This is a genomic window from Enterococcus lemanii (assembly GCF_016909125.1).
Taxonomy (GTDB): Bacteria; Bacillota; Bacilli; order Lactobacillales; family Enterococcaceae; genus Enterococcus_I; species Enterococcus_I lemanii.
Genome location: NZ_JAFBFD010000021.1, coordinates 21317 through 42872, shown reverse-complemented (window position 1 = coordinate 42872; position 21556 = coordinate 21317). Strand labels below are relative to the sequence as shown.

The 21556-nt window shown below is 36.3% G+C and carries 24 protein-coding genes; 1 reads left to right on the top strand and 23 read right to left on the bottom strand.

What is annotated here, in order from left to right:
• From JOD14_RS07335 to JOD14_RS07300, 8 genes are all read right to left on the bottom strand, one after another.
• Positions 1–2241: a DNA internalization-related competence protein ComEC/Rec2 gene (locus JOD14_RS07335; protein WP_204654191.1), complete on the bottom strand. Its 2241-nt coding sequence runs from the start codon at positions 2239–2241 to the stop codon at positions 1–3.
• 171 nt (positions 2242–2412) lie between these two features.
• Positions 2413–2901, bottom strand: coding sequence for a ComE operon protein 2 (locus tag JOD14_RS07330; RefSeq protein ID WP_204654190.1), 489 nt, complete (start codon positions 2899–2901; stop codon positions 2413–2415).
• A gap of 23 nt (positions 2902–2924) precedes the next feature.
• The gene (locus JOD14_RS07325; protein ID WP_204654189.1) at positions 2925–3536 is read right to left on the bottom strand and encodes a helix-hairpin-helix domain-containing protein; all 612 of its coding nucleotides are present in this window, start codon (positions 3534–3536) and stop codon (positions 2925–2927) included.
• Between the two features lie 71 nt (positions 3537–3607).
• Positions 3608–4219, bottom strand: a complete 612-nt coding sequence (locus JOD14_RS07320; RefSeq protein WP_204654188.1) for an HAD-IA family hydrolase — start codon at positions 4217–4219, stop codon at positions 3608–3610.
• 12 nt (positions 4220–4231) lie between these two features.
• Entirely contained in the window at positions 4232–5581 is a 1350-nt protein-coding gene (locus JOD14_RS07315) for a PFL family protein (RefSeq protein WP_204654187.1), read from the bottom strand.
• A 16-nt stretch (positions 5582–5597) separates the two neighbouring features.
• Positions 5598–5864, bottom strand: a complete 267-nt coding sequence (locus tag JOD14_RS07310; RefSeq protein WP_204654186.1) for an ACT domain-containing protein — start codon at positions 5862–5864, stop codon at positions 5598–5600.
• A gap of 198 nt (positions 5865–6062) precedes the next feature.
• Positions 6063–6785 (bottom strand): amino acid ABC transporter ATP-binding protein, encoded by a 723-nt coding sequence (locus tag JOD14_RS07305; RefSeq protein WP_204654185.1) that lies wholly within the window; start codon positions 6783–6785, stop codon positions 6063–6065.
• Positions 6778–8241 (bottom strand): ABC transporter substrate-binding protein/permease, encoded by a 1464-nt coding sequence (locus JOD14_RS07300; RefSeq protein ID WP_379962453.1) that lies wholly within the window; start codon positions 8239–8241, stop codon positions 6778–6780. The genes JOD14_RS07305 and JOD14_RS07300 overlap by 8 nt, the downstream gene beginning before the upstream one ends.
• Before the next feature lie 193 nt (positions 8242–8434).
• On the opposite strand from JOD14_RS07300, the gene JOD14_RS07295 reads away from it, so the two are divergent.
• Positions 8435–10168 (top strand): sensor domain-containing phosphodiesterase, encoded by a 1734-nt coding sequence (locus tag JOD14_RS07295; protein ID WP_204654183.1) that lies wholly within the window; start codon positions 8435–8437, stop codon positions 10166–10168.
• A gap of 41 nt (positions 10169–10209) precedes the next feature.
• Here JOD14_RS07295 and JOD14_RS07290 read toward each other — a convergent pair whose 3' ends face one another.
• The 15 genes from JOD14_RS07290 to lacA form a co-directional block, all read right to left on the bottom strand.
• Positions 10210–10755: a DUF4256 domain-containing protein gene (locus JOD14_RS07290; protein ID WP_204654182.1), complete on the bottom strand. Its 546-nt coding sequence runs from the start codon at positions 10753–10755 to the stop codon at positions 10210–10212.
• A 17-nt stretch (positions 10756–10772) separates the two neighbouring features.
• A complete protein-coding gene (locus JOD14_RS07285; RefSeq protein ID WP_204654181.1) occupies positions 10773–11318 on the bottom strand; it encodes a DNA-3-methyladenine glycosylase I in 546 nt (181 codons plus the stop codon).
• A gap of 24 nt (positions 11319–11342) precedes the next feature.
• The gene (locus tag JOD14_RS07280) at positions 11343–11900 is read right to left on the bottom strand and encodes a hypothetical protein (protein WP_204654180.1); all 558 of its coding nucleotides are present in this window, start codon (positions 11898–11900) and stop codon (positions 11343–11345) included.
• Between the two features lie 199 nt (positions 11901–12099).
• Complete coding sequence (locus JOD14_RS07275) at positions 12100–12507, bottom strand: NUDIX hydrolase (RefSeq protein ID WP_204654179.1); 408 nt, start codon at positions 12505–12507, stop codon at positions 12100–12102.
• Positions 12508–12592: 85 nt separating this feature from the next.
• Positions 12593–13102 (bottom strand): QueT transporter family protein, encoded by a 510-nt coding sequence (locus tag JOD14_RS07270; protein WP_204654178.1) that lies wholly within the window; start codon positions 13100–13102, stop codon positions 12593–12595.
• Between the two features lie 122 nt (positions 13103–13224).
• Positions 13225–13965 (bottom strand): 3-oxoacyl-ACP reductase, encoded by a 741-nt coding sequence (locus JOD14_RS07265; protein WP_204654177.1) that lies wholly within the window; start codon positions 13963–13965, stop codon positions 13225–13227.
• Positions 13962–14186, bottom strand: a complete 225-nt coding sequence (locus JOD14_RS07260) for a DUF2829 domain-containing protein (protein WP_204654176.1) — start codon at positions 14184–14186, stop codon at positions 13962–13964. The genes JOD14_RS07265 and JOD14_RS07260 overlap by 4 nt, the downstream gene beginning before the upstream one ends.
• Positions 14176–15162, bottom strand: a complete 987-nt coding sequence (locus JOD14_RS07255; protein ID WP_204654175.1) for a tRNA dihydrouridine synthase — start codon at positions 15160–15162, stop codon at positions 14176–14178. Before JOD14_RS07255 ends, JOD14_RS07260 begins: the two co-directional genes overlap by 11 nt.
• A 124-nt stretch (positions 15163–15286) precedes the next feature.
• A complete protein-coding gene (locus JOD14_RS07250) occupies positions 15287–15895 on the bottom strand; it encodes an acetate uptake transporter (protein ID WP_204654174.1) in 609 nt (202 codons plus the stop codon).
• Between the two features lie 181 nt (positions 15896–16076).
• Positions 16077–17480: a 6-phospho-beta-galactosidase gene (gene lacG, locus JOD14_RS07245; protein ID WP_204654173.1), complete on the bottom strand. Its 1404-nt coding sequence runs from the start codon at positions 17478–17480 to the stop codon at positions 16077–16079.
• Between the two features lie 15 nt (positions 17481–17495).
• Entirely contained in the window at positions 17496–19166 is a 1671-nt protein-coding gene (locus JOD14_RS07240) for a lactose-specific PTS transporter subunit EIIC (RefSeq protein WP_204654172.1), read from the bottom strand.
• Positions 19167–19172: 6 nt separating this feature from the next.
• Positions 19173–19487, bottom strand: a complete 315-nt coding sequence (locus tag JOD14_RS07235; RefSeq protein WP_204654171.1) for a PTS lactose/cellobiose transporter subunit IIA — start codon at positions 19485–19487, stop codon at positions 19173–19175.
• 22 nt (positions 19488–19509) lie between these two features.
• A complete protein-coding gene (gene lacD / locus JOD14_RS07230) occupies positions 19510–20490 on the bottom strand; it encodes a tagatose-bisphosphate aldolase (protein WP_204654170.1) in 981 nt (326 codons plus the stop codon).
• 58 nt (positions 20491–20548) lie between these two features.
• On the bottom strand, positions 20549–21064 hold the full coding sequence (lacB, locus tag JOD14_RS07225) for a galactose-6-phosphate isomerase subunit LacB (protein ID WP_204654169.1): 516 nt from the start codon (positions 21062–21064) through the stop codon (positions 20549–20551).
• Between the two features lie 25 nt (positions 21065–21089).
• Complete coding sequence (gene lacA / locus JOD14_RS07220; RefSeq protein WP_204654168.1) at positions 21090–21521, bottom strand: galactose-6-phosphate isomerase subunit LacA; 432 nt, start codon at positions 21519–21521, stop codon at positions 21090–21092.
• Positions 21522–21556 lie beyond the last annotated feature (35 nt).

Below are 21556 nucleotides of genomic sequence, written 5' to 3'. Positions count from 1 at the left end.
CTAGCCTTCTTTCGAGGTCAAGACTTTAGGATAACGACTAAGAAATGACCATTCATAGCGAATCATTCCTTCTTGATCGGTTCGGTAAACTTTTACTTGTTGCTTTTCTAATGTTTCTAGCACTTCCCGATTCGGGTGTTTGAATTGGTTCTTCACGCCACAAGAAATGATTCCGTGTTTTGGTTGAACTTGCTTGATAAAATTTTCCGTACTCGAAGTTTTACTACCGTGATGACCTAATTTTAAAACATCTGCTTTTAAATCGAATCCACTTTTTAAAAGTTGTGTTTCTCCTTCTTCTTCTAAATCACCCATAAATAAAAATTGTAGCCTTTTAATTTGACTACTCAAAACAAGGGAGTCGCCATTCGTTCCTTTTCCTAGTTTACTTGGATGTAAAACTTGAAATTGAATTTTTTTCCCGACTTGATCACCCGCTTTTAACTCAATAATTTTAGTTGAACGACTTACTTGCTTTTTTAAGTTTACCATATTCGGATGTTGCAAACTTCCGTGTCCAATATAAATTGTTTGAATTGAAAAATTTTGAATTAAAACAGATAAGTCACCTACATGATCAATATCCCCATGCGTTAAGAAGAGGCCATCAATCGTGCGAATTCCCTCTCCTTTTAAAAAAGGGACAAGTGTATACTCGGCATTTTTTGATGTCATCTGACTGTTTTTATTAAAATGAATTTTCCCACCTGTATCAATGACATAAACTTCTTTGTTCCCAAAACTTTGTAAAACGATACTATCGCCTTGGCCTACGTCAACAAAACTAACCGCTGTTTTTAAAGACCATTTCGGAAGAATCGTAACTAGTAGCAACAATACAAATACCCACTTGCGCGATTTTTTATTGGGATAACAATATAGACTGAAAATAAAGAGCAAAAAAACGAAGAAAAAAGAGCGTTTACCAGTAATAAAAACAAAATAACGACTAAATTGCAAACTATTCTCTAAAAAAGCAATGAACATTTGAAAAAGCGTGATTAACCAAGTAATCGGCCATTTTAAGAGAGTTAAACCAACAAGTATAACAAAACCAGGTAGTAAAAATAAACTAAATATTGGCGCGATAAACGCCGTTAAAAGACCACCAACTAAACTAACTTCATAAAATAAATACATCAAAATTGGACTAGCTAAGAGCCCCACGTCGATACTTAATCGCCAAGAACTTTTCTCAATACTTGCACAAGATAAAATAACAAAAGATAACAAGATTGATAAAATACCAGAGACCTGTAAGAAGGACTTTGGCTCAATCAATAATAAAAGAAATAAACCAATTGCAAAACGATCATAGGCTGAAAGATGAATCTGTTTACTTTTAAATAAAAAGTTGACTAAGTACATGATTGTCGCGCGCCAAATACTAATTCCTTGACCAAATAGAATTAGTAAAAAAAACATTATTGCTAAAAAAGGCCAAATAAATTCTTCCATCACAAGTTGGCTTCGACGAAAAAAGTAGAAAAACCAACCGAGAAAGATGGCTAAATGCATACCAGATATACTAAATAAATGCAAAATCCCACTACTACTATATGCCTCGCGAATTTCTTGGAAAGATTGGTCTCGATAACCTAAAAGTAAGGCTTTGATGTAGCGTGCTAAATCTGGTGGGAACTTTTCTTCAACCCAATCAATGGCTTGCGCACGTATTTGTCGCCCTTTTGAAAAGTGTGACAATGGTTTTTCACTTGTAACTTTTTCAATCATAAACGTTCCTAATTGGTTACGCGAAAATTCATAGTCCTTCCGATTAAAGCCGTGCAAATTACGTGAACCTTCTCTTTCTTTAAAAGAACCAACGACTTGCATCGCTTTGTTCCGTGTACCCCTTTTTTGCCAACTCGCTAACTCTGCTTGGTTTTTCGCCTGATATTGAAACGTTAATCGTCCAAAGTCCGTTTTTCCTTCTCCTGTCACAAAAGTATCGTTTATTTTTATCGTATCCGGATAAATAGCAATTTGAATGCGAAGCGAAGTTTGTGTTGGTGGTAATTCATAATGACTAAAAGGCAGTCGGATTAAGAATAAACAAGTCATCCCAAAACTAATGTACAATAATAAACTTTGCTTTTGATAAACCATTTGAATGACATAATAAAACGTCACCCCCAGTAACAACCAGCTTTTTAATAACAATGCGTATAAAATTGTAGTAGAAACAATTAAAGGCAATAGTAAGTAATTTCGCCAATTCGTTCCTTGAATACTATTCATTGAATGAACCAAATAAATAATAGTAATGATTCTTTCTTTTTAAGTTTGTCATCATAAATCTCCTCTTTATTTGTTTTTTCTAACTAATAAAAAGTACGCATTTACGTTCTGATTTAATTAAAATCACAAAAAAACTAACAAAAAAATTTTGCTAGTTTTTAGTTAAAATATTTAGGATTGGCCTTTGTCGGCTAAATTGCCAAAAGATAATTTCTCAAAATATTTCGGTTCTAACTGCACTTGATGAACAGTTGCACCGACTTTATGAATAAGTTTTTGTGCGTATTCATCGTTTCGATAATTATGTAAGTAATGAATTTTCTTTATTCCTGCTTGTAAAATTGCTTTTGTACAATGCAAGCAAGGAAAATGGGTCACATAAATCTCCGCCCCATCTGTTGAAATACCCAGCTTCGCACATTGAAGTAAAGCGTTCATTTCAGCATGAATCGTTCGAATACAATGACCGTCCACCACATAACAATCATGATCAATACAATGCTCATCGCCACTGACAGAACCATTATAACCGCCTGCAATCACACGCTTGTCTTTGACTAAAGTCGCTCCAACTTCAAGTCGAGTACACGTGCTTCTTAACGCTAATAAAACCGACTGAGCCATAAAATATTGGTCCCAAGGAATTCTTTGATTACTCATTTTTTACCTCTTTTTGTTTTTAATTATATTTTAATCGAGTTTCGTAATTTTTCAACTGTCTTTTCACCAAACCCAGATACTTGAGTCAAGTCATCCACACTTTTAAACAACCCGTTTTCTTCACGATGGTCAATAATGGCTTGCGCCTTGGCAGGGCCAACGCCCGTTAACTGTTGTAATTCGCTTAAACTAGCTGTATTGATGTTAATCAACGCTTCTTTTGTTTCGGAAATTTGTTTTTCTGGTAGTGGCATTGAAAAAGCAACTTCTTCTTTTGTTGCTACATAAATCATTTGTTGATCGACTAATTTTTCCGCTAAATTTAATGAACGGTCTTCGGCAAGCTCATTCAACCCTCCTGCTAGAAGAATCAACTCTTGTAAACGCGCATCAAATGCCAATTCATAAACGCCTGGTCGCATAACAGCCCCTTTTATATCAACAAGAATTGTTTCCGTTATTTGCTCACTAATAACGGAATGCGTCTCAGTGCTTGCAGTCGAATATTGCGTATTTTCCCAAAGCGGGACATCCTCCTTTTGAAAATAAAAGAAAAAAAGGCTACCTAAGCCCAAACTCACTCCGACGATAACAACGATTAACGGCATCATTTTGTTCTTTTTTAACCATGTCATAGTAAGTATCCACTCCTTTCAAGAGATAGATACGCAAAAGACCGATTAGAAATTCAATCGGTCTCGTTTTTTTATAAAGCAATAATTTGAGTGAGTTCCGTCACGTAATGGTCCGCTTGAATATTCGTCAAGATTTTTTCATTATCAAAAAAGATCGTTTGCATGCCGGCGTTCTTTCCCGCATCAACGTCAAGTTTACGGTCGCCAATCATCACTGTTTCGACCGGGTCTAATTGGTATTTATCCATTAGGTATAACAGTGACGTCGGATTGGGTTTGCGCGGAAAAGGTTGTTCAGAACCAATGATTTCTACAAAGTATTCATTTAATCCTTCTTTTGCTAACATTTCTGCCGTTGATTGTTGCGTTCGATGAGTCAAAATAAAATGTTGCCCACCGCGTTGGATAATCGCAGTCAAAACTTCTCTTACTTGTAAAAAAGGCTGCGGTTGTCTAAGATCCGCCATTTCAAGTGCTTTAAATTTTTGAGTGAACTCCGTAAAATCTAAAGCATATTCGCGAGCAACCGCCGCTGAAGACTCATTTTTTAAAAGAAAATATATTTTAGCTGCATCACCTGAAATCGCAAAATCTTTGGCTAAACTACTTAAGATACATTCGAGCATTACTGGATACGTGTCATAGAGTGTGCCATCAAAATCCCAAATATAATTTTTATACATTTCTTCACCTAACTAATTTTTAAATGAATGAATCGGTGCTGGAATACGACCACCACGTTGAATGAAATCAAATGACTTTGCTGAATTAACTTTCATTACTGGTGCTCGACCTAAAAGTCCACCAAATTCAATCATATCACCAACCTGGCTATTTTTTGCTGGAATAATCCGAACAGCTGTCGTTTTATGATTAATTACCCCGATAGCTGCTTCATCGGCAATCATTGCCCCAATTGTTTCAGCTGGTGTATCACCTGGGATTGCAATCATGTCTAATCCTACAGAACAAATCGCTGTCATCGCTTCAAGTTTCTCTAAATTTAATAAGCCACGTTCAACTGCTTGAATCATCCCTGCATCTTCAGAAACCGGAATAAAAGCACCGGACAAACCACCTACATGATTACATGCCATGACGCCACCTTTTTTCACGGCGTCGTTTAATAAAGCTAAAGCAGCCGTTGTGCCGTGCGTTCCCACCGATTCTAATCCCATTTCCTCTAAAATAAAAGCGACACTATCGCCAACAGCTGGTGTTGGGGCAAGGGATAAATCGACAATCCCAAATGGCACGCCTAAACGTTCTGATGCGACACGCCCGACTAATTGACCCATGCGTGTAATTTTAAAAGCAGTTTTTTTAACTGTTTCAGCCACGACATCAAACGATTCACCACGAACTTTTTCAAGCGCACGTTTCACTACACCAGGTCCACTCACTCCAACGTTAATTTCACAATCGGCTTCTCCAACGCCATGAAAGGCACCAGCCATAAATGGATTATCTTCGACTGCGTTAGCAAAAACAACTAATTTCGCACAGCCCATATCAGAAGTTTCGGCTGTTTCTTTTACGATTTCCCCCATTAATTTAACAGCATCCATATTAATTCCAGCTTTGGTTGAACCGATGTTTACAGAAGAGCAAACAAATTGGGTCTGGGCCAACGCTTCAGGAATCGATTGAATTAAAGCCAAGTCAGCCCCTTGATAGCCTTTTTCAACGAGTGCACTATAACCACCAATGAAGTTTACGCCAACCGTTTGAGCAGCCTTATCTAAAGACTTAGCAATTTTGATACAATCAGCTGGTGTCGCTTGAGCAGCAGAGGCGACTATGCCAATTGGCGTAACTGAAATTCGTTTATTAATAATTGGAATACCAAACTCTGATTCAATGCCTTCTCCAACTGAAACTAAATTTTTAGCTTTGGTTGTAATTTTTTGATAGATTTTCTCACAAGTAACATCGATATTCGCATCCATACAGTCAAGTAAGGAGATCCCCATTGTAATTGTTCGAATATCTAGGTGTTCTTCTTCGACCATGCGAATTGTTTCTAGTATATGATTAACTTCCATTCATCTGACTCCTTAATTATAATTTATGCATTGCTTCAAAGATTTCTTCATTTTGAATATTAATTTTTACGCCCAAATCAGTGCCCACTTGTGTTAAAGCTTGGCGAGTGTTTTCAAAGTCTAGTTGAGGATTCAGTTCTAAAACCATCATCATCGTAAAATATTCTTGCATAATGGTTTGAGTCACATCAACAATATTAATATTTAGTTCGGCCAACTTTTGGCTAACTCCAGCAATGATTCCTACCTTATCTTTTCCAATAACTGTTAGTATTGCTCGCATATAACCACTCCTTAATTTTTTTATCATTATAGCATAATAAAATGTGAAAAAACCTTCAAATCTTCATTTTCTTTTAATTTTCCCGAACATTTTAAAACAATTGCTATAAAACATTCATAAAAGCACGCGACTCCTCTCAAAAATAAAAAAGCATACAAGACTTTTTATCGACTTGTATGCCCGCTTTAAAATAAATGGTTATAAAACTTTATTTAAAAAACTTTGAGTACGTGGATTTTTTGGTTTTGTAAAAATGTCAGCAGGTGTCCCTTCTTCTTGAATAACACCTTCATCCATAAAAACCACGCGGCTCGCTACTTCTTTGGCAAAACCCATCTCATGAGTGACAACGACCATCGTCATCCCTTTATCGGCTAAATTTTTCATCACCGCTAGGACTTCGCCTACCATTTCAGGATCAAGTGCCGAAGTCGGTTCATCAAAAAGCAAAACGTCTGGATTCATCGCTAATGCTCGTGCAATTGCCACTCGTTGTTGTTGTCCTCCAGAAAGGCTTGCTGGATAACTGGCCGCTTTTTCTTTAAGTCCGACTTGCTCAAGTAATTGGAAAGCTTTTTCCTCCGCTTGTTTGCTTTCTTCTTTTTTGACTTTAATTGGACTAATCGTTAAATTCTCAAGAACAGATTTATGTGGAAATAAATTAAAACTTTGAAAAACCATACCCATTTTTTGTCGGAGTTGATCAATATTTGTCCCTTTATTTAAAATATTTTGCCCTTCAAATGTAATCATACCAGAAGTAGGCATCTCAAGTAAGTTTAAACAACGTAAAAAAGTACTCTTCCCACTACCTGATGGACCTATAATTACAACAACTTCTCCTTTTTCAATTTGCAAATCGATTCCTTTTAAAACTTCATTTTTTCCAAAACTTTTATGTAAGTTCTTTACGTTAATCATTTGTATTCATTTTCCTTTCTGCGACTCCTAAAAGACGAGACAATGTAAAGGTTAAGACAAAGTAAATGAGCGAGACAACAACATAAGGTAAGAATGGTTTAAAACTCGCCCCTTGAACATTTCCTGCTTGGAAAATTAATTCTGACACACCAATCACTGACACAACCGATGATTCTTTAATAACCGTTACAAATTCGTTACCCAGTGCTGGTAAAATATTTTTAATTGCTTGTGGTAAAATAATAAATCGCATCGCTTGAGCCTGCGTCATCCCTAACGAACGAGCAGCTTCTAATTGGCCTTTATTTACCGCATTGATCCCTGCACGAATAATCTCAGCGACATACGCCCCACTGTTAATGGACAGCGCAATACAACCTGCGGCTAGACGTGAAACTTCTATCCCTAAAATTCCTGTTCCAAAGTACACAATAAAGATTTGAACAAGCAAAGGTGTCCCACGAACATATTCAATATAAATCGTTGCTAAAATACGTAATAATTTATTTTTGGCTAGTTTCATTAAGGCTAGTAGCCCACCAAGAGCCGTCCCAAAAAGGACACCAATTAAAGCAAGCAAAATAGTAAAACCGGCGCCTTTAATATAATATGGAGAGTATTTCGCAAAGAAACCTTTTTCATCTTGTAGTAACCATTGATTGGCTTCTTTTTGATATCCTTCAAGTAAATTGTTATCAAGAATCTCGGTAATGCTTTGGTTTATATGTGCCTCTAACTGGGGCGCATTTTTAGAAAAAGCAACCGCTACTTCTTTACTAGCATCTGCAAAAGTAACATCTGAATACACGATATCTTCGTGTCGATCAACATACCCTTGAGCGACAGGACCTTCTAAAATGGCGCCTTCAACTTTATTATTTTTTAAATTCATAACAACATCTGGGATTTTTTGCAAAGAAATTACTTTTGTTTCAGGCAATTCACTTAAGGCAAGTTCTTCTTGGGTGGATTGCTTTTGCACCGCAACGGATAAGCCTGAAAAATCAGTTAAGGAAGTTAATTTTGCTTGATTTTCTTTTCGAACAAGCATTTTTTGTTCAATCGTCATATAAGATTTCGAAAAACTGACTTCTTTTAATCGTTCTGGAGTTGGCGACATTCCTGAAATAATTAAGTCAATTTTCCCCGTTTTAAGCGAGCCAAGCAAGGCGTCAAATCCCATTGGTTCGATTACTAAATCTACTCCTAAATCATCCGCAATTTTTTGAGCAACAGAAATGTCAAAACCGACAATCGTTTGTTTGCCATCGATTTCTGTGTAAAATTCATAAGGAGCATAATCTGGTGATAAACCGACAATTAAATTCCCTCTTTGTTTAATTGTCTCAAAAATAAGATCCTCATTTTCGTTCGCAAAAACGCTGGTCGTTGTTCCGGCTATTCCTAAAAGTAAAAACAATGAAAAAAACGTAATAATTATTTTTTTAATACGCACACTATATTCATCCTTCCTGATATTTTTGAATAAAAATTCATTTCCAACTGAGCTATCATACCACAAAAATAATGAGATAAAAAGCCTGATATTCATTATTTACAGTCTATTATTAGATAGCAATTCACAAAAAAGATTGATATAATAAATAACAAGATATATTGATGACCGTTCGTTAAAAGGGGGACTTATTTTGAAGGAACAATGCACCGTGAATCAAATAACACAAGAATTTTCAATGTTTTTAGATGAATCGAATGATTATTTGAAAACGATTAATAATTTAGAAAAGCTAAATTTATCAAAAGAACATTTAGCTCAGTACATTTCATTTATGCAAACAGCACCAATCTCAATTGTTTTTATTGATGACGCGTATCGTGTTTTATTCACAAATAAGAACTTCGAACAACGAATGAGAAAACGACAAACAGAATTAATTGGGCAATCGCTTAAGGTTATTTTTCCAACAAACTTTCACAGCACCGATCAAGAAGAAATTTGGAACCAAGTGTTGACTCATAACCAATGGAACGGGAGTTTAACTTACCTAGATAAAGATGGTCAAATAAAGAAAATTTGGCTAAAAATTAAACAATTTAAAAATAAAAATGATCGTGCTACTTTTGGTATTCAATTTTTTGATTCTGGCACTTTGAATTTTCGAGCTTTTTCAGAAAATACTCGTTCTTATTTTGACGTACAAACAAAACTACCCAATTTTAATCAATTCTCTTACGATATCAACCAATCGATTCGAAAAAGAGATACGAAATTAGCTGGACTTGCATTGATTCGTTGTCAAAATCTTTCTGAAATTTCTATGCACCATTCTAGATCCACCCATAAACTAGTTACAAATGAAATGGTCAAACGAATTCGCAATGTACTCCCTAGATACTTTTATTTATACCGCCTCTCTCGCGAAATTTTTGCCTTGTACAGTTCAGATTATAATAATGAAGATGATTTTAAATCCGTTGTGCAAAAAATCCGTGAAGTTTTATTAGTGCCACTCGTTTTAGGGGAGCAAACAATCTTTTTAAATGTTGAAATTGGTGTTGCTTTTTATCCAAATAAAATGGATCACCTCGCTTCTCTCTTAAGCAGTGCTGAAATTTGTTTGAATCAACGAGATACTTCGCAAATCGTTTACTTTTCAAACCAAATGATTGAAAGACATGTCAGTAATATTCAAATCATTGAAAAATTACAAAATGCTTTAGATCATAAACTTTTACAACTCAAATACCAACCTATTTTTGATCAAAAAGGACAAATCAAAGCTGCTGAGGCGATGATTTATTGGGAAGATGAAAACATTGGGATTATTAGTCCTAAACAACTGTTAGAAGCGACTATTGAATACGGGCATACGCATAAATTAAATCGTTGGCTGCTAAATCAACTTGCACATGATCAATTATTCAATCGATTTGAGATCATTATCCATCTGGAACCTAGTCAATTAATGGAAAAATCATTTCTCACTGAAATTGCCTCACATGTAAAAAATAAGACATTGATGCCAAAGCAAATCTATTTTGAAATTACTGAATTACAAAATATTCAAAAGGTAGATCAAGTTATCCAACGCTTAAAAGAATTAAAAACAATGGGCTTTGGTTTGGCAATTAATGACCTTGGAATTGGTTATTCAAACTTTAATTTGCTAACAAATTTGACTGTCGATATTTTAAAAATTGATGCTTCTTTCATGGCCGGTTTAGAAAAAAACTCTCGCAAAGAAATCGTTTTGCAACATATCATTCAATTAGCCCAAGCATTAGGCTTAATGACTTGTTGTGAAGGCATTGAAACAATTGAAGAATTAAACCTAGCTACTGGACTTGGTGCTGACTGTTTACAAGGTTTTTATTTTTCAGAAGCACTAGCCATCAATGATTTTTTTAATCAATACCGTTAAATAACCATAGAACAGCTTGCATAGCGCAGGCTGTTCTATGGTTATTTATTTTCAATTAAAATTTTCCCACGAAAACCGCGAACACTGTAATAAGAATCAGCAGCATTGTGGTAAATGAACGTTCGACCAAAGCGCTTATCTCCAAAAATCGCCCCGCCTAATTCCCGAATTTCTTTTGGCGTGTGTAACCAACTAGAAGTTTTTTCATCAAAATGAGCGATTGTTTGTAAAAATACATAATCAACTTCTGTCAAAAGTTCAATACCTAGCTCACTTGCTATTTGTTCGGCACTACTTGTCGGTTTATTTTTTTTACGTTTATTTAACGCTGCTTGGTCGTAACAAATACTTCGTCGACCTTTTGGGCTTTCAGAAGAACAATCCACGTAGTAAAGCTCGCCAGGTAAATGGGCAAAACGAACAACGTCTGGTTCTCCTTGTGTTTCTTCCATTTTAAGAATCGAAGAAAAAAGTTTCTCGTCATTTAACAATGCTTCTTCTACTTGCGCCCAAGTCGTAGCTGGATGACGTGCCATGTTTTGATTGAATCGTTCCTTTAAAATGGCTACTTGATCCTCTTTTTCCATTTGCAACCTCCACTTTTTTATTTATACTCACAACAAGTTAAATGGTCATTCACCATTCCGATCGCCTGCATAAAAGAGTAAATACTCGTCGGTCCTATAAATTTAAAACCATCTTTTTTCATTTTTTTAGCAATTTTTTGAGATAAGATACTTTGAGACGGCACTTGCTCGATGCTTGCCCACTGATTTACAATTATTTTCCGGTCATTAAAATCCCAAAAATACTGATCAAAACTCCCGTATTTTTCTTGAATTTGAAGGAAAATTTTAGCATTATGAATGACTGATTTAATCTTTAGCGGGTGTCGAATAATTCGGGCGTCTGCTAGTAACTCTTTATATTTATCTTCTTTATATAGAGCTATTTTTTGATAATCAAATCCATCAAATGCTTGGCGAAAACCTGTTCTTTTCTTTAAAATGGTTGACCAACTTAAGCCCGCCTGCATGCTTTCTAAAACTAACATTTCAAAAAGTAATTTGTCTTGATGAACGACTTTTCCCCATTCGTGGTCATGATAGTCTTGTTCGAGTTGCCCTACATTTGCCCAATTACAACGCATTTTTCTTACCTCCAATTAGCCGCTTCAAATGCCTTGCGTTAGCATTAAAGAAACCTTTATCAATTGGCCTTCTTCTTGTGCGACAGAAATTTGAAAAAATATTTTTTCTTCCTTTGTTGCAGTAATTTGCATCATTTCATTAACCGTCATTTCTAATTCTATCTTATAATCGTTCTTTGTTAAAAAATCGCGGTATAATTGTGTCACTGCTTCTAAATTCATTTCTTTTTCATTTATTTCATAAACAACTTGCAGCATTTGTCCTTCATCCGTCAAAACTTTATTAGATGTTAAAATTTTAGCTTTTTTAGGAATCGGAATTTCTTTTGGAAAATCATCCGGTAATTTTGAGTCTGAAAAAAACTCGATATTCTTCTTATTGCCGTCCGCATCTTCGCCCTCAATTTTAATTGTACCTTCGCCATCTTTTCCGGTTTTAATTATCGCCTTTTCGCCCTCTTTTGTCTCAACCTTGACTTCGCCTGGCGTAATTTTCACGTTATTTGTTTCTTTTTTCGTCCCACACCCTACCAACAAGCTACTGACAAGCACCATCATCAAAACTAACCTTTTCTTTTTCATTGCTTTTCTCCTCCCATCGTCTATGGTTAAAAAAACAGCCAAAAATACCATTGAGTTCTCCTAAAAATGGGCTTAAAATAACTAATAAAAGACAAAAAAGCAACGTGTGACAAAATATTTTTATTACCTTTATTCTAGCATACATGCCTTAATTAAGCGATTTCAAAGACTTTTTATGAGGTTCTTTCTCCAAAAAACTTTATAGATGATCTTTAATAAAATCGACTTGCGCAATAATATGTCCGATATTCCCCTCGCCTGCAAAAAGGGCTTGATCAAAAAAATCAGGCGTTAGATCCGACCAATAAAGGGGGTGAATTTCATCAATCAGAGTGACTTCTTTTTTTAGACGCCCCACATAAACTTCTATATAACAATTTTGCATATGATAAGTAAAATCCATCAAATGATGCAGTTTGATTTGTGTTGGGCAGATCCCCGTCTCTTCCTTTAGTTCTCGGTAAGCGGCTTGAAGGCCTGGTTCTTTTTCTTCAATTTTCCCACCTGGTAAATTACGAAGCCCTAAGTATGGTTCTTTTACACGTTGACAAAAAACAATTTTTTCCATTGTTGGATTATAAACGAGTATCAAATTATAACCTTGCATGTTTGGTCTCCTTTTTTGTTTGAAAATTTTTGACGCATCAATTAAAACCGCTCATCCTTCAATCTAGAGGAGCGGTTTGTCGTTTTTATTTGGTTAAATCTATTTTTTTGCTTATCCAGTAAATAAGAATACCACCGATACTCATTGAAATAAGTTCTCCAATTCCAATAATTAGCCAGTTGTAAAAAAACGGCAATTGATAAAGCACCGTTAATTGTGCGGATACCGTAAACATTGAAAAAGAAAAGACGAGCGCGGTTACAAGCATTTTATACTTCATATTCGGGATTTTTTTAGTCAATTGCTGGTTAACGATCAAGACAACAAACGTTCCAACACTACCGACAAAAACGTCAATTAAGCCGTTTGGCGATGCAAAATTGGCGATAGCTACCCCTAGAGTAACTGACCAAATATAGCGGCGATTATACAATGCTAAATAGTTAAACATTTCCGATAATCGAATTTGGACAACGCCAAAACTAATGACGGATAAAAAGACAGTAATCACAATGTATAAACTTGTCACCAATGCCATTTTTGTTGTCTCAGATATACTTAAAGTGCGTGTTACTTTTGTTTCTTTTAAATTCATTTAAATTTCTCCTTTACAAGGTTTCCCTCGTTAATAACTACGGCCAAAGGATTGAAGTGCCGTAGTGTGGCCTGGACCACTAGCCATTATCATACCGAATTTTCTTTTGCTTGCCTAGTCTTTTATTTTAAAAGCCAACCACCATCAATTGGAACGATATTCCCTTGTAAATAACTCGCACGAGTACTAGCTAAGAACAACGTCAATTGAGCCACTTCTTCAGGCAACGCCCAACGTTTGACAGGTGTTTCTTCTGCGACCTTTTTAGCCATTTCAGCGTCTCCTAAAAAATCTGCCGCATTCATTGGCGTTTGAATTGCGCCTGGAGCAATCGCATTCACATGAAGGCCTTTGTCTGCATAATCAAGAGCCAATTGTTTTGTAAATCCAACAATCGCATGTTTTGAGGTCGTATAAGCCATTCCACCACCACCTGCAACAAGACCCGCAATCGATGCCATATTTATGATTGTGGCCGTCTCTTTTTCTAGCATCGAAGGTAACCATAATTTAGTTAAATAAAACATACTATTTAAATTAGTCGCTAGAATTCGATGCCATAAGTCAAGGGAAGTATCCTCTAAATTCCGATAGTCATCTAAAACTCCCGCGGTATTTAATAAGATATCAATCGTACCAAACGCTTGCTGGCAAACTTTAACAGCGGTTTGGCATACAATGAATTGACTCAAATCACCGGTATAACTTTGAAAGGTATTGTAACTAGTTAACAAACCAAAATCTTTTTGACAATCGACGCCAAAAACATAAGCACCTTCTTCTAAAAAAGCTTTGGCTTGTGCCTGGCCGATCCCTGAAGCCGCTCCTGTTACAAAAACAATTTTTTGTTTAAATTCACTCATTCTTGAACAATTTCCCAATCATTCGCTAAAATATCACAAACAGTCGGTGCAAAGCTTGAGAATCCTTCATCAGATGTTTTAATTAAAAAATAGGGCGTAACCGGGCACCCATCAAATACGTCTTCCGTCACTAAAGTAACGTATAATTCAAAGCCACTCCAACCTGAACGAATAATTTTTGCCCCTTGCTTTAATTGTGGAAGTATCTCTTCAAATGTCATCTTCATTCTCCTTTTCTTTTTCGTTGTGAAAATCATCTAAAATTGCGCGTACTTCATCTGTTGATTTCGTGTTCATTAAGCTTACACGCAAGTCACTTGCACCCGGGAACCCCTTAACATAAATCTTAAAAAAACGATGAAGGCCTACAATTGAACGCGGGATTAACTCTGCATACTCGTCTTGTAAGTCTAGTTGCATGCGTAATAAACCAAGTAATTCTTGACTTGTGTGTGCTTTCGCTTCTTTTTCAAAAGCATATGGATTTTTAAAAATTCCGCGACCAATCATAATCCCATCCACACCATATTGTCTAGCTAATTCTAATCCTGTTTGACGATCAGGAATATCACCATTAATCGTAATCAGAGTAGCTGGCGCAACTTCATCGCGAATGGCCATAATTTGCGGAATCATATCCCAGTGAGCCGCGACCTTACTCATTTCTTTTCTTGTTCGCAAGTGAATGGATAAATTCGCAATCTTTTGCTTTAAAAGATGACGAATCCATGCTTCTAACTCCGCAACATCGCTATAACCAATCCGCGTTTTAACACTGACTGGTAGTCCCCCGGCTTTGGCTGCTTGGATCAATTCTGCCGCGACATCTGGTCTTAAGATTAACCCGCTGCCTTTCCCACGCCCAGCTACATTTGGTACGGGACAACCCATGTTTAAATCGATTCCTTTAAAGCCCATCTCAGCTAAACGAATACTCATTTCTTTAAAATGAACAGGGTTATCGCCCCATATATGAGCAACCATGGGCTGTTCATCTTCAGTAAAGAATAAACGTCCTCGAACGCTATCTTTCCCTTCTACATGACAAAAACTATCAGAGTTAGCAAACTCCGTAAAAAAAACATCTGGTGCGCCTGCTGCTTTGACTACGTGACGAAAAACAACATCCGTCACGTCTTCCATTGGTGCTAAAATAAAAAAGGGTTTTGGTAAATCTGCCCAAAAATTATTCGTCATTTATTTTTCTCCATTTCATTGATTCCTTTCACTTAAGAAGCCTCAAAAAACATTATCATTATACTAATATTCGCTCTAAGATGCAAAAAAGACTTCTGAAATGAATCAGAAGTCTTTTTAAAGATTATTTTTTAAAAATACCAAATGGTTTTCCGACTGGTAAAAATTCTCTTTCAAAATGTGTATTTAAAACAGCAGCACCACAACCATAAAAAGAAACAATGGCAATTGCTAATTCAGAATACGCTGCTAGTTGATGCATAGCGTGTTCCATAATCCCAAAAGAAGAAGCGGCTAGCCCAAGGAATAAAAAGTCAATTAAAACAAAAATTGTAAATAAAACTTTATGTGTTTCCATGGCACCAATTGTCATAAATAAAGTGAAAATTAAATAACCTAAAAACGCCATCCCCATTTGTTTGGTATCGGCTTGGGTAGCCAACGTTTCTCCAAAAACACCACTTTGCTCCAGCCAAGCAAACCCCATTGCATACCAGAAAAAGGCATAAGCGCCAAAAGCTGTCGCCCCAAAGGTATTATTGTGTTTAAAATCATTAATTGACGCCATCAATTGTGCAGAGGCTCCTAGAAAAATCGCCCAAGGTAACACAAGTGAGACACCAGAAGTGAATCCTAATTTTTGAGAAGAAGCAACAAGTGTCACAATTGCTAAACCAAACAAACCTAATGCAGAAGGATCCGCGACAACTACTTTTACTTTTGTTTCTTTCATAACTATCTCCCTAACTACTATATATACTATTGGAAAATAAAACACCAACGCTTGATAAAATAACAAACTTATCCAATAAAGTCAATCACTTCGGTTCATTATTATGATTTACAACAAATAAAGGCTCAAATGTTGCAATCATTTTTGAAATGATTCGCAAATTTGAGCCTCATTTTTTGAATTATTCAATTAATTGTGTTTTTGCTAACTGTTTATACCAATAAGCACTTTTTTTAGGGTAGCGCTCTTGTGTGTTAAAATCAACATAAAATAAACCATAACGTTTTTCATAGCCATTTGACCAAGAAAAGACATCCATTAGTGACCATAAGAAATAACCTTTTACGTTTGCCCCATCTGCAATCGCATCAGCAATGACTTCCAGATGCTGTTTTACATAATCAATACGTGCATCATCGTAAACAGTCCCATCTATAAACTCGTCTTTGTAACCAAGTCCATTTTCAGTAATATAGATTTTTTTATAATTTGGGTATTCTTTTACTACACGCATTATTTGATCGTAGAGTCCTTTTGGATAAATCATCCAATCCCAATCCGTTCGAGGGACGTCCACGTCAAACTCGCGTCTTCCAATTCCTTTAAGTTGATATTTAGAACCGCCTTTGTCTCCGGTCGAATTATGCGTAATTTCTGTTTCACCATCAAATTCACGCATCCAATCACTCATGTAATAATTAATCCCTAGGAAATCATTGCGATCTTTAGCTTGCTTTAAAATCGCGAAATCTTCTTCACGTAAATCTAATGAGCCCCCATTGACCGCTAAAATATGCGCGACACCGGCCATCGTTTCTGCCGAGTATTCTCCTAAATAAGTCGCATCTAAAATAAACTTATTATGGATAATATCTTCTAATTCCGCTGCACGAACATCAGCTGGATTATTTGGATTATAAGGATATTTCGTAGGCAATGCATGAACAACACCAATTTCACCCAGATAACCCGCCTCTTTAAAGTGGTTCACAGCGCGTGCGTGGGCAACCATCATATTATGATGCGACTGAAAAACTTTTGCAAAATCATACTTAATCCCTGGTGGAAATTTTCCAACTAAGTATTGACCGTCACCGATTGGGCCGATTTCATTAAATGTCGTCCAATAATTGACCTCTGAAAATTCTTTAAAACAAAATTCGGCATAGGTTACAAAATGATTAATATTCTCACGATTTAAAAAATCACCATTTGAGTGGAGTGTTTCTGGTGTGTCAAAATGATGCAACGTAACAAAAGGCTCTACTTGTCGTTTTTTACATTCTGCAAATAATTTGTGGTAGTATTCGACTCCTTTTTGGTTGACTTCACCAAACCCCGTTGGGAAAATACGAGACCAAGCAATCGAAATTCGAATACCATTCACACCAAACTCTTCGCATAGTTTTAAATCAACTGGATAACGATTATAAAAGTCACTCGCGGGTTCAGCAGTATACCAGTAATTTTCTTCTAAATAAGTATCCCAAGCAACTCGTCCCTTACCATCTGATTGCGTTGCACCTTCAGCTTGGTAAGCGGCTGTCGCACCGCCAAAAATAAAATCTATTGGTAATTTTTTCAATTTATACGCTCCTATCTAATTTTTAAATTGCTCTTGAACAAAAGCAAGCGCTCCTTGACCATCGCGGGTTAATTTAATGTATTCTCCGCCTTGTGTTTTGACTAATTTTACGCCTAAGCGATCGGTATCTTGTTTAATGTCTTCATAGTTGGAAGCGACTTGAGGTGCTAAAATGACAAGTTGGAAATCTTTTAAAATATCCATATGCGCCCCATAACTACCTGCGGCTGCTTTAACGGGTGCATCATATTCTTTTGCAGCTTTGTTTAAGGCATTTGCCAACAACCCACTTGTTCCACCACCCGCACACAAAACTAATACGCTTGTTTCACTCGCAAACGAAGGCGCAACAGCTATGGTTTCTTCAGATGGTGTTATTTCTTTCGCTGATACTGGGTTCAATGCTTCTGAGTCGACATTTAATTTTTCTTCCGCTAAAACTTGTTCATCATAAACTCGAACAAAAGGATAATAAATGACCACATCAATCGCAATTAAAGCAATCGCTAAAACAAACGACCATAAACCAAAGCCAGTTCCCATGATAATACCAAGTGGACCTGGCGTCGTCCATGGTAAGTTCACACTAAAGCTATTCATCCCTAAAACGTCCACAAAAAATTTAAAAACCCAGACATTCACAATTGGCGTTAAAACAAAAGGAACAAAAAAGATCGGATTTAAAACAATGGGTGCACCGAATAAAATGGGTTCATTCACTCCGAAAAAAGTTGGTACGACCGATGCACGGCCAATTGCTTTGTTGCGTTTTGATTTAGTTAACCACATGAACATAAACGGAACCACTAACGTCGCACCTGTCCCACCCATCGTTACAATAAACATTTGGGTCCCAGAAGTCAAAATCTTATTCGCATGCTCACCAGCTTGTAATAGTTGGAAGTTTGTTTCAATATTCGCATAAGTGATTGCCGCAATGGCTGGCTCAACAATTGACGGGCCATGAATACCGACAAACCAAAATAACGCATACGCCCCAAAAATGATAGTAATGCCTAGATAACCATCGGCTGCTGTAAATAAGGGTTCGAAAAATTTACCAATCCCTTCAGCTACGCCACTGCCAAGGAAACTTCTAAAAATAACATCCAATACATACAAACTTAAAATTGATAAAGCAAAAGGAATTACGTCTTTAAAGACTTGAGAAATATTAGGTGGTACTTCTTCAGGCATTCGAATCGTGACATTGTTTTTCACACAAAAATGATAAATGTTCACGGTAATAAAAGCAGCTAAAAAAGCCGTTAGTAAGCCTTTGGTCCCTAAAAATCCATTCGCAAATCCTCCATCAATTGAATCGGAAGCTAATAAAAGCAATCCAGAAATCGCTGCTAACATCGTTGATAAAAAGTTAATCTGATTCGTACTTTCTAATTTTCGATTCATCGCATCTGTTAAAGATTTTGCCGTTGTACCTGCAACCAATAATGCAATAATTCCCATTGTATAACCATAAGGCTTCATAATAAACGCCTCAATGTTACTCGGCCAAGTATAGCCAAAGATATTGGGAACGTATGCAATTAGTAGAAAAATACTCGAAAATAAAATGACTGGCATTCCTGCAATAAATCCATCTCGAATGGCACGTAAATAAATATTTCTAGAAACTTTTTCAAAAAAAGGCTTTCCTTTTTCAATTTGTGCAATTAACGCATTCATTGGCACTTACTCCCCTCGTTTATAAAGTTCAATCATGTGTTTCATCAGATCTTTCAATAAAAGCGTTGTCATTAAATGGTCTTGTCCATGCATTAAAGTTACACTAAAAGCTAAATCTTCACCCGCGGCTTCTTTTTGAAGCAAGCTTGTTTGAGCACGATGCGCATCGACAATACACGTGTTAGCCGCTTCTACTAGTTCTTCTGCTTCTATATAATTGCCTTCTTGTGCTGCCTTTAACGCGTCCATCAATTTAGAACGCGCATCACCAGCATAAGAAACAATTTCAAAACCTAATAAAGTAATTTCTTCCCGATTCATTTTATCCACCCCAATTATTTTTTTAAATTTTATTCAGCCATGATGTTGCTGTTTTTTCAATCACGGCATTTAATTCATTAATTTGTTTTTTCCCAGTTGTCTGTAACCATTGACGAGCAGCCGCTTTACCTTCTTTTATATAAACTGGCACAACTCCGGCCCATGTTGCTCGCCCACATAAAACACCATTGAACTGCGCGCCTGCTTCTTTTGCAAAAACAAGTGTTTCTTGAAATAGTTTCGAACTTACACCTGCGCTTAAGTAGATATAAGGCAAATGAGACGAAGCTTCTTGTTCACGGAAATATTGCACCGCTTCTTCTTTCGAGTAAGCGATTTCACCTTGATTAAAACCAGCCACGTAATTCATATTCACGGGCACTTCAACTTTTAAAACATCGACACCAAAACGATGATTTGAAAAAACTTTCATGGCTTCATTGACTTTCCTTGGCTTGATTTTAGCAAAATCTAAACTTGCGTTATCCGCTATTTTTTCATCATAAGTTAAAATCTCTAAAAAGAATGGTAGCCCTTCTGCCGTACATTCAGAACCAATTCGTTCAATATAAGCTTGTTTTTGTAAATTCACAAAAGCATCCCCATCGACATCATAATAAAGTAAAAATTTCAAAGCTTCGGCACCTTGTTCTTTTAAACGTTTGACAGACCATTCAACTAAACAATCCGGTAAACGACTCGTTGAATTTGTATCATAACCTGTCTTTTCATAAGCTAGTAAAAGACCTGCTGTTTTCGCACGAGCCTCAGCTGCGGGCAACCCATATTCTGGATCTAGTAAAATTGAAGAAGCATAAGGAGTCAATTCTTCTGAAACAAGTACTTTTAACTCTTCCATTTGTGCAACGGTAGGCTCTTGGGTTTGATACTGAGCCATCATTTTCTTTAATGCACCTCTTTGATCAAAAGCTAAAGCAGAAATATAGCCTTGTCCGGTGCTGACTTTCTCCAAGTATTGGCGTTTTTCTTTTGTTAATCCCATTTTAATATCCCTCGCTATGTTTATTTTCTAGAACTAGATTTGATTCAGTTTAATATTTTTAATCATTGTATTCGCCGCGATCCCATTTTTGTAAAAATTCAGCAAAAAAATCAGGTGCATTTTGATTTTGGTTCGACGTTTCAATGTGTTTGATTTTTTCAATTAACTGTTTGTTTTCTGGTGTCTCTAAATATTCTGCTGCAATAAAAGCTTCAATAATATCACACATCAATAACTCACCTATAATTTTTCCGCCAAAACCGATCACATTCGCATTTAATTCTTCTTTAGCGTATAAAGCCGACGTCATATCACGAACTAACGCGGATCGTATACCAGGCACTTTGTTAACTGCATTGTTGATTCCAACACCTGTTCCACAAATACAAACACCTAAATCTGCTGCACCACTGGCAACTGCCTCGCCAACTTTTTTTCCATAAAGCGGGTAATGCGTACGCGTAAAATCATAAGTTCCAAAATCAAGTACTTCATGGCCAAGTGACTTTAAAAAATCTGAGACTTTTATTTTTGTATCTGTAACAATATGGTCGCATCCAATCGCAATTTTCATTTTGTTTTCCTCCACTTTCTTTTCTTTAACAACCCATTTTATTCAACATGTCCACACGAATTTGATGACGTCCGCCATCGTAAGTTCCTGTTACAAAAGCTTTAACAATATTTTTAGCAAGTCCTTCACCAACTATTTCTGAACCTAGAGTAATCATGCGTGCATTATTGTGTCCTCGAGTCATGTAAGCGGATCGTTCATCAGAAACTTCAGCTGCAATCATTCCTTTGATTTTTGTCGCGACCATAAAACTCCCTACTCCATAAGCATCAATGGCAATCCCTAAATTTTGCTCACATTCCTTCACTTTTTGAGCAATAGCTAATGTTGTTTCCACAAAATCTTTTTCTGAACCCTCGCTGACATCAAACACTTCATAATTATTTTCAATTAAATATTGCTTCAACGTTTCTTTTAATTGTTTCCCCGCGGTATCTGCTCCAATTATAATTTTCACTTTACTTCCTCCCAACTTTTTTTGATTACTTTGTT

What these genes read in the sequence shown, in the direction of transcription:
- lacD (WP_204654170.1), bottom strand. Translation starts at nt 20,490, where the DNA reads ATGGGATTAACAAAAGAAAAACGCCAATACTTGGAGAAAGTCAGCACC.
- JOD14_RS07325 (WP_204654189.1), bottom strand. Translation starts at nt 3,536, where the DNA reads ATGACATGGTTAAAAAAGAACAAAATGATGCCGTTAATCGTTGTTATC.
- JOD14_RS07320 (WP_204654188.1), bottom strand. Translation starts at nt 4,219, where the DNA reads ATGTATAAAAATTATATTTGGGATTTTGATGGCACACTCTATGACACG.
- JOD14_RS07275 (WP_204654179.1), bottom strand. Translation starts at nt 12,507, where the DNA reads ATGCAAGGTTATAATTTGATACTCGTTTATAATCCAACAATGGAAAAA.
- JOD14_RS07265 (WP_204654177.1), bottom strand. Translation starts at nt 13,965, where the DNA reads ATGAGTGAATTTAAACAAAAAATTGTTTTTGTAACAGGAGCGGCTTCA.
- JOD14_RS07290 (WP_204654182.1), bottom strand. Translation starts at nt 10,755, where the DNA reads ATGGAAAAAGAGGATCAAGTAGCCATTTTAAAGGAACGATTCAATCAA.
- JOD14_RS07285 (WP_204654181.1), bottom strand. Translation starts at nt 11,318, where the DNA reads ATGCGTTGTAATTGGGCAAATGTAGGGCAACTCGAACAAGACTATCAT.
- JOD14_RS07335 (WP_204654191.1), bottom strand. Translation starts at nt 2,241, where the DNA reads ATGAATAGTATTCAAGGAACGAATTGGCGAAATTACTTACTATTGCCT.
- JOD14_RS07310 (WP_204654186.1), bottom strand. Translation starts at nt 5,864, where the DNA reads ATGCGAGCAATACTAACAGTTATTGGAAAAGATAAGGTAGGAATCATT.
- JOD14_RS07305 (WP_204654185.1), bottom strand. Translation starts at nt 6,785, where the DNA reads ATGATTAACGTAAAGAACTTACATAAAAGTTTTGGAAAAAATGAAGTT.
- JOD14_RS07270 (WP_204654178.1), bottom strand. Translation starts at nt 13,102, where the DNA reads ATGAATTTAAAAGAAACAAAAGTAACACGCACTTTAAGTATATCTGAG.
- lacB (WP_204654169.1), bottom strand. Translation starts at nt 21,064, where the DNA reads ATGAAAATTGCGATTGGATGCGACCATATTGTTACAGATACAAAAATA.
- JOD14_RS07280 (WP_204654180.1), bottom strand. Translation starts at nt 11,900, where the DNA reads ATGAAAAAGAAAAGGTTAGTTTTGATGATGGTGCTTGTCAGTAGCTTG.
- JOD14_RS07260 (WP_204654176.1), bottom strand. Translation starts at nt 14,186, where the DNA reads ATGACATTTGAAGAGATACTTCCACAATTAAAGCAAGGGGCAAAAATT.
- JOD14_RS07240 (WP_204654172.1), bottom strand. Translation starts at nt 19,166, where the DNA reads ATGAATGCGTTAATTGCACAAATTGAAAAAGGAAAGCCTTTTTTTGAA.
- JOD14_RS07250 (WP_204654174.1), bottom strand. Translation starts at nt 15,895, where the DNA reads ATGAAAGAAACAAAAGTAAAAGTAGTTGTCGCGGATCCTTCTGCATTA.
- JOD14_RS07255 (WP_204654175.1), bottom strand. Translation starts at nt 15,162, where the DNA reads ATGACGAATAATTTTTGGGCAGATTTACCAAAACCCTTTTTTATTTTA.
- JOD14_RS07235 (WP_204654171.1), bottom strand. Translation starts at nt 19,487, where the DNA reads ATGAATCGGGAAGAAATTACTTTATTAGGTTTTGAAATTGTTTCTTAT.
- JOD14_RS07330 (WP_204654190.1), bottom strand. Translation starts at nt 2,901, where the DNA reads ATGAGTAATCAAAGAATTCCTTGGGACCAATATTTTATGGCTCAGTCG.
- JOD14_RS07315 (WP_204654187.1), bottom strand. Translation starts at nt 5,581, where the DNA reads ATGGAAGTTAATCATATACTAGAAACAATTCGCATGGTCGAAGAAGAA.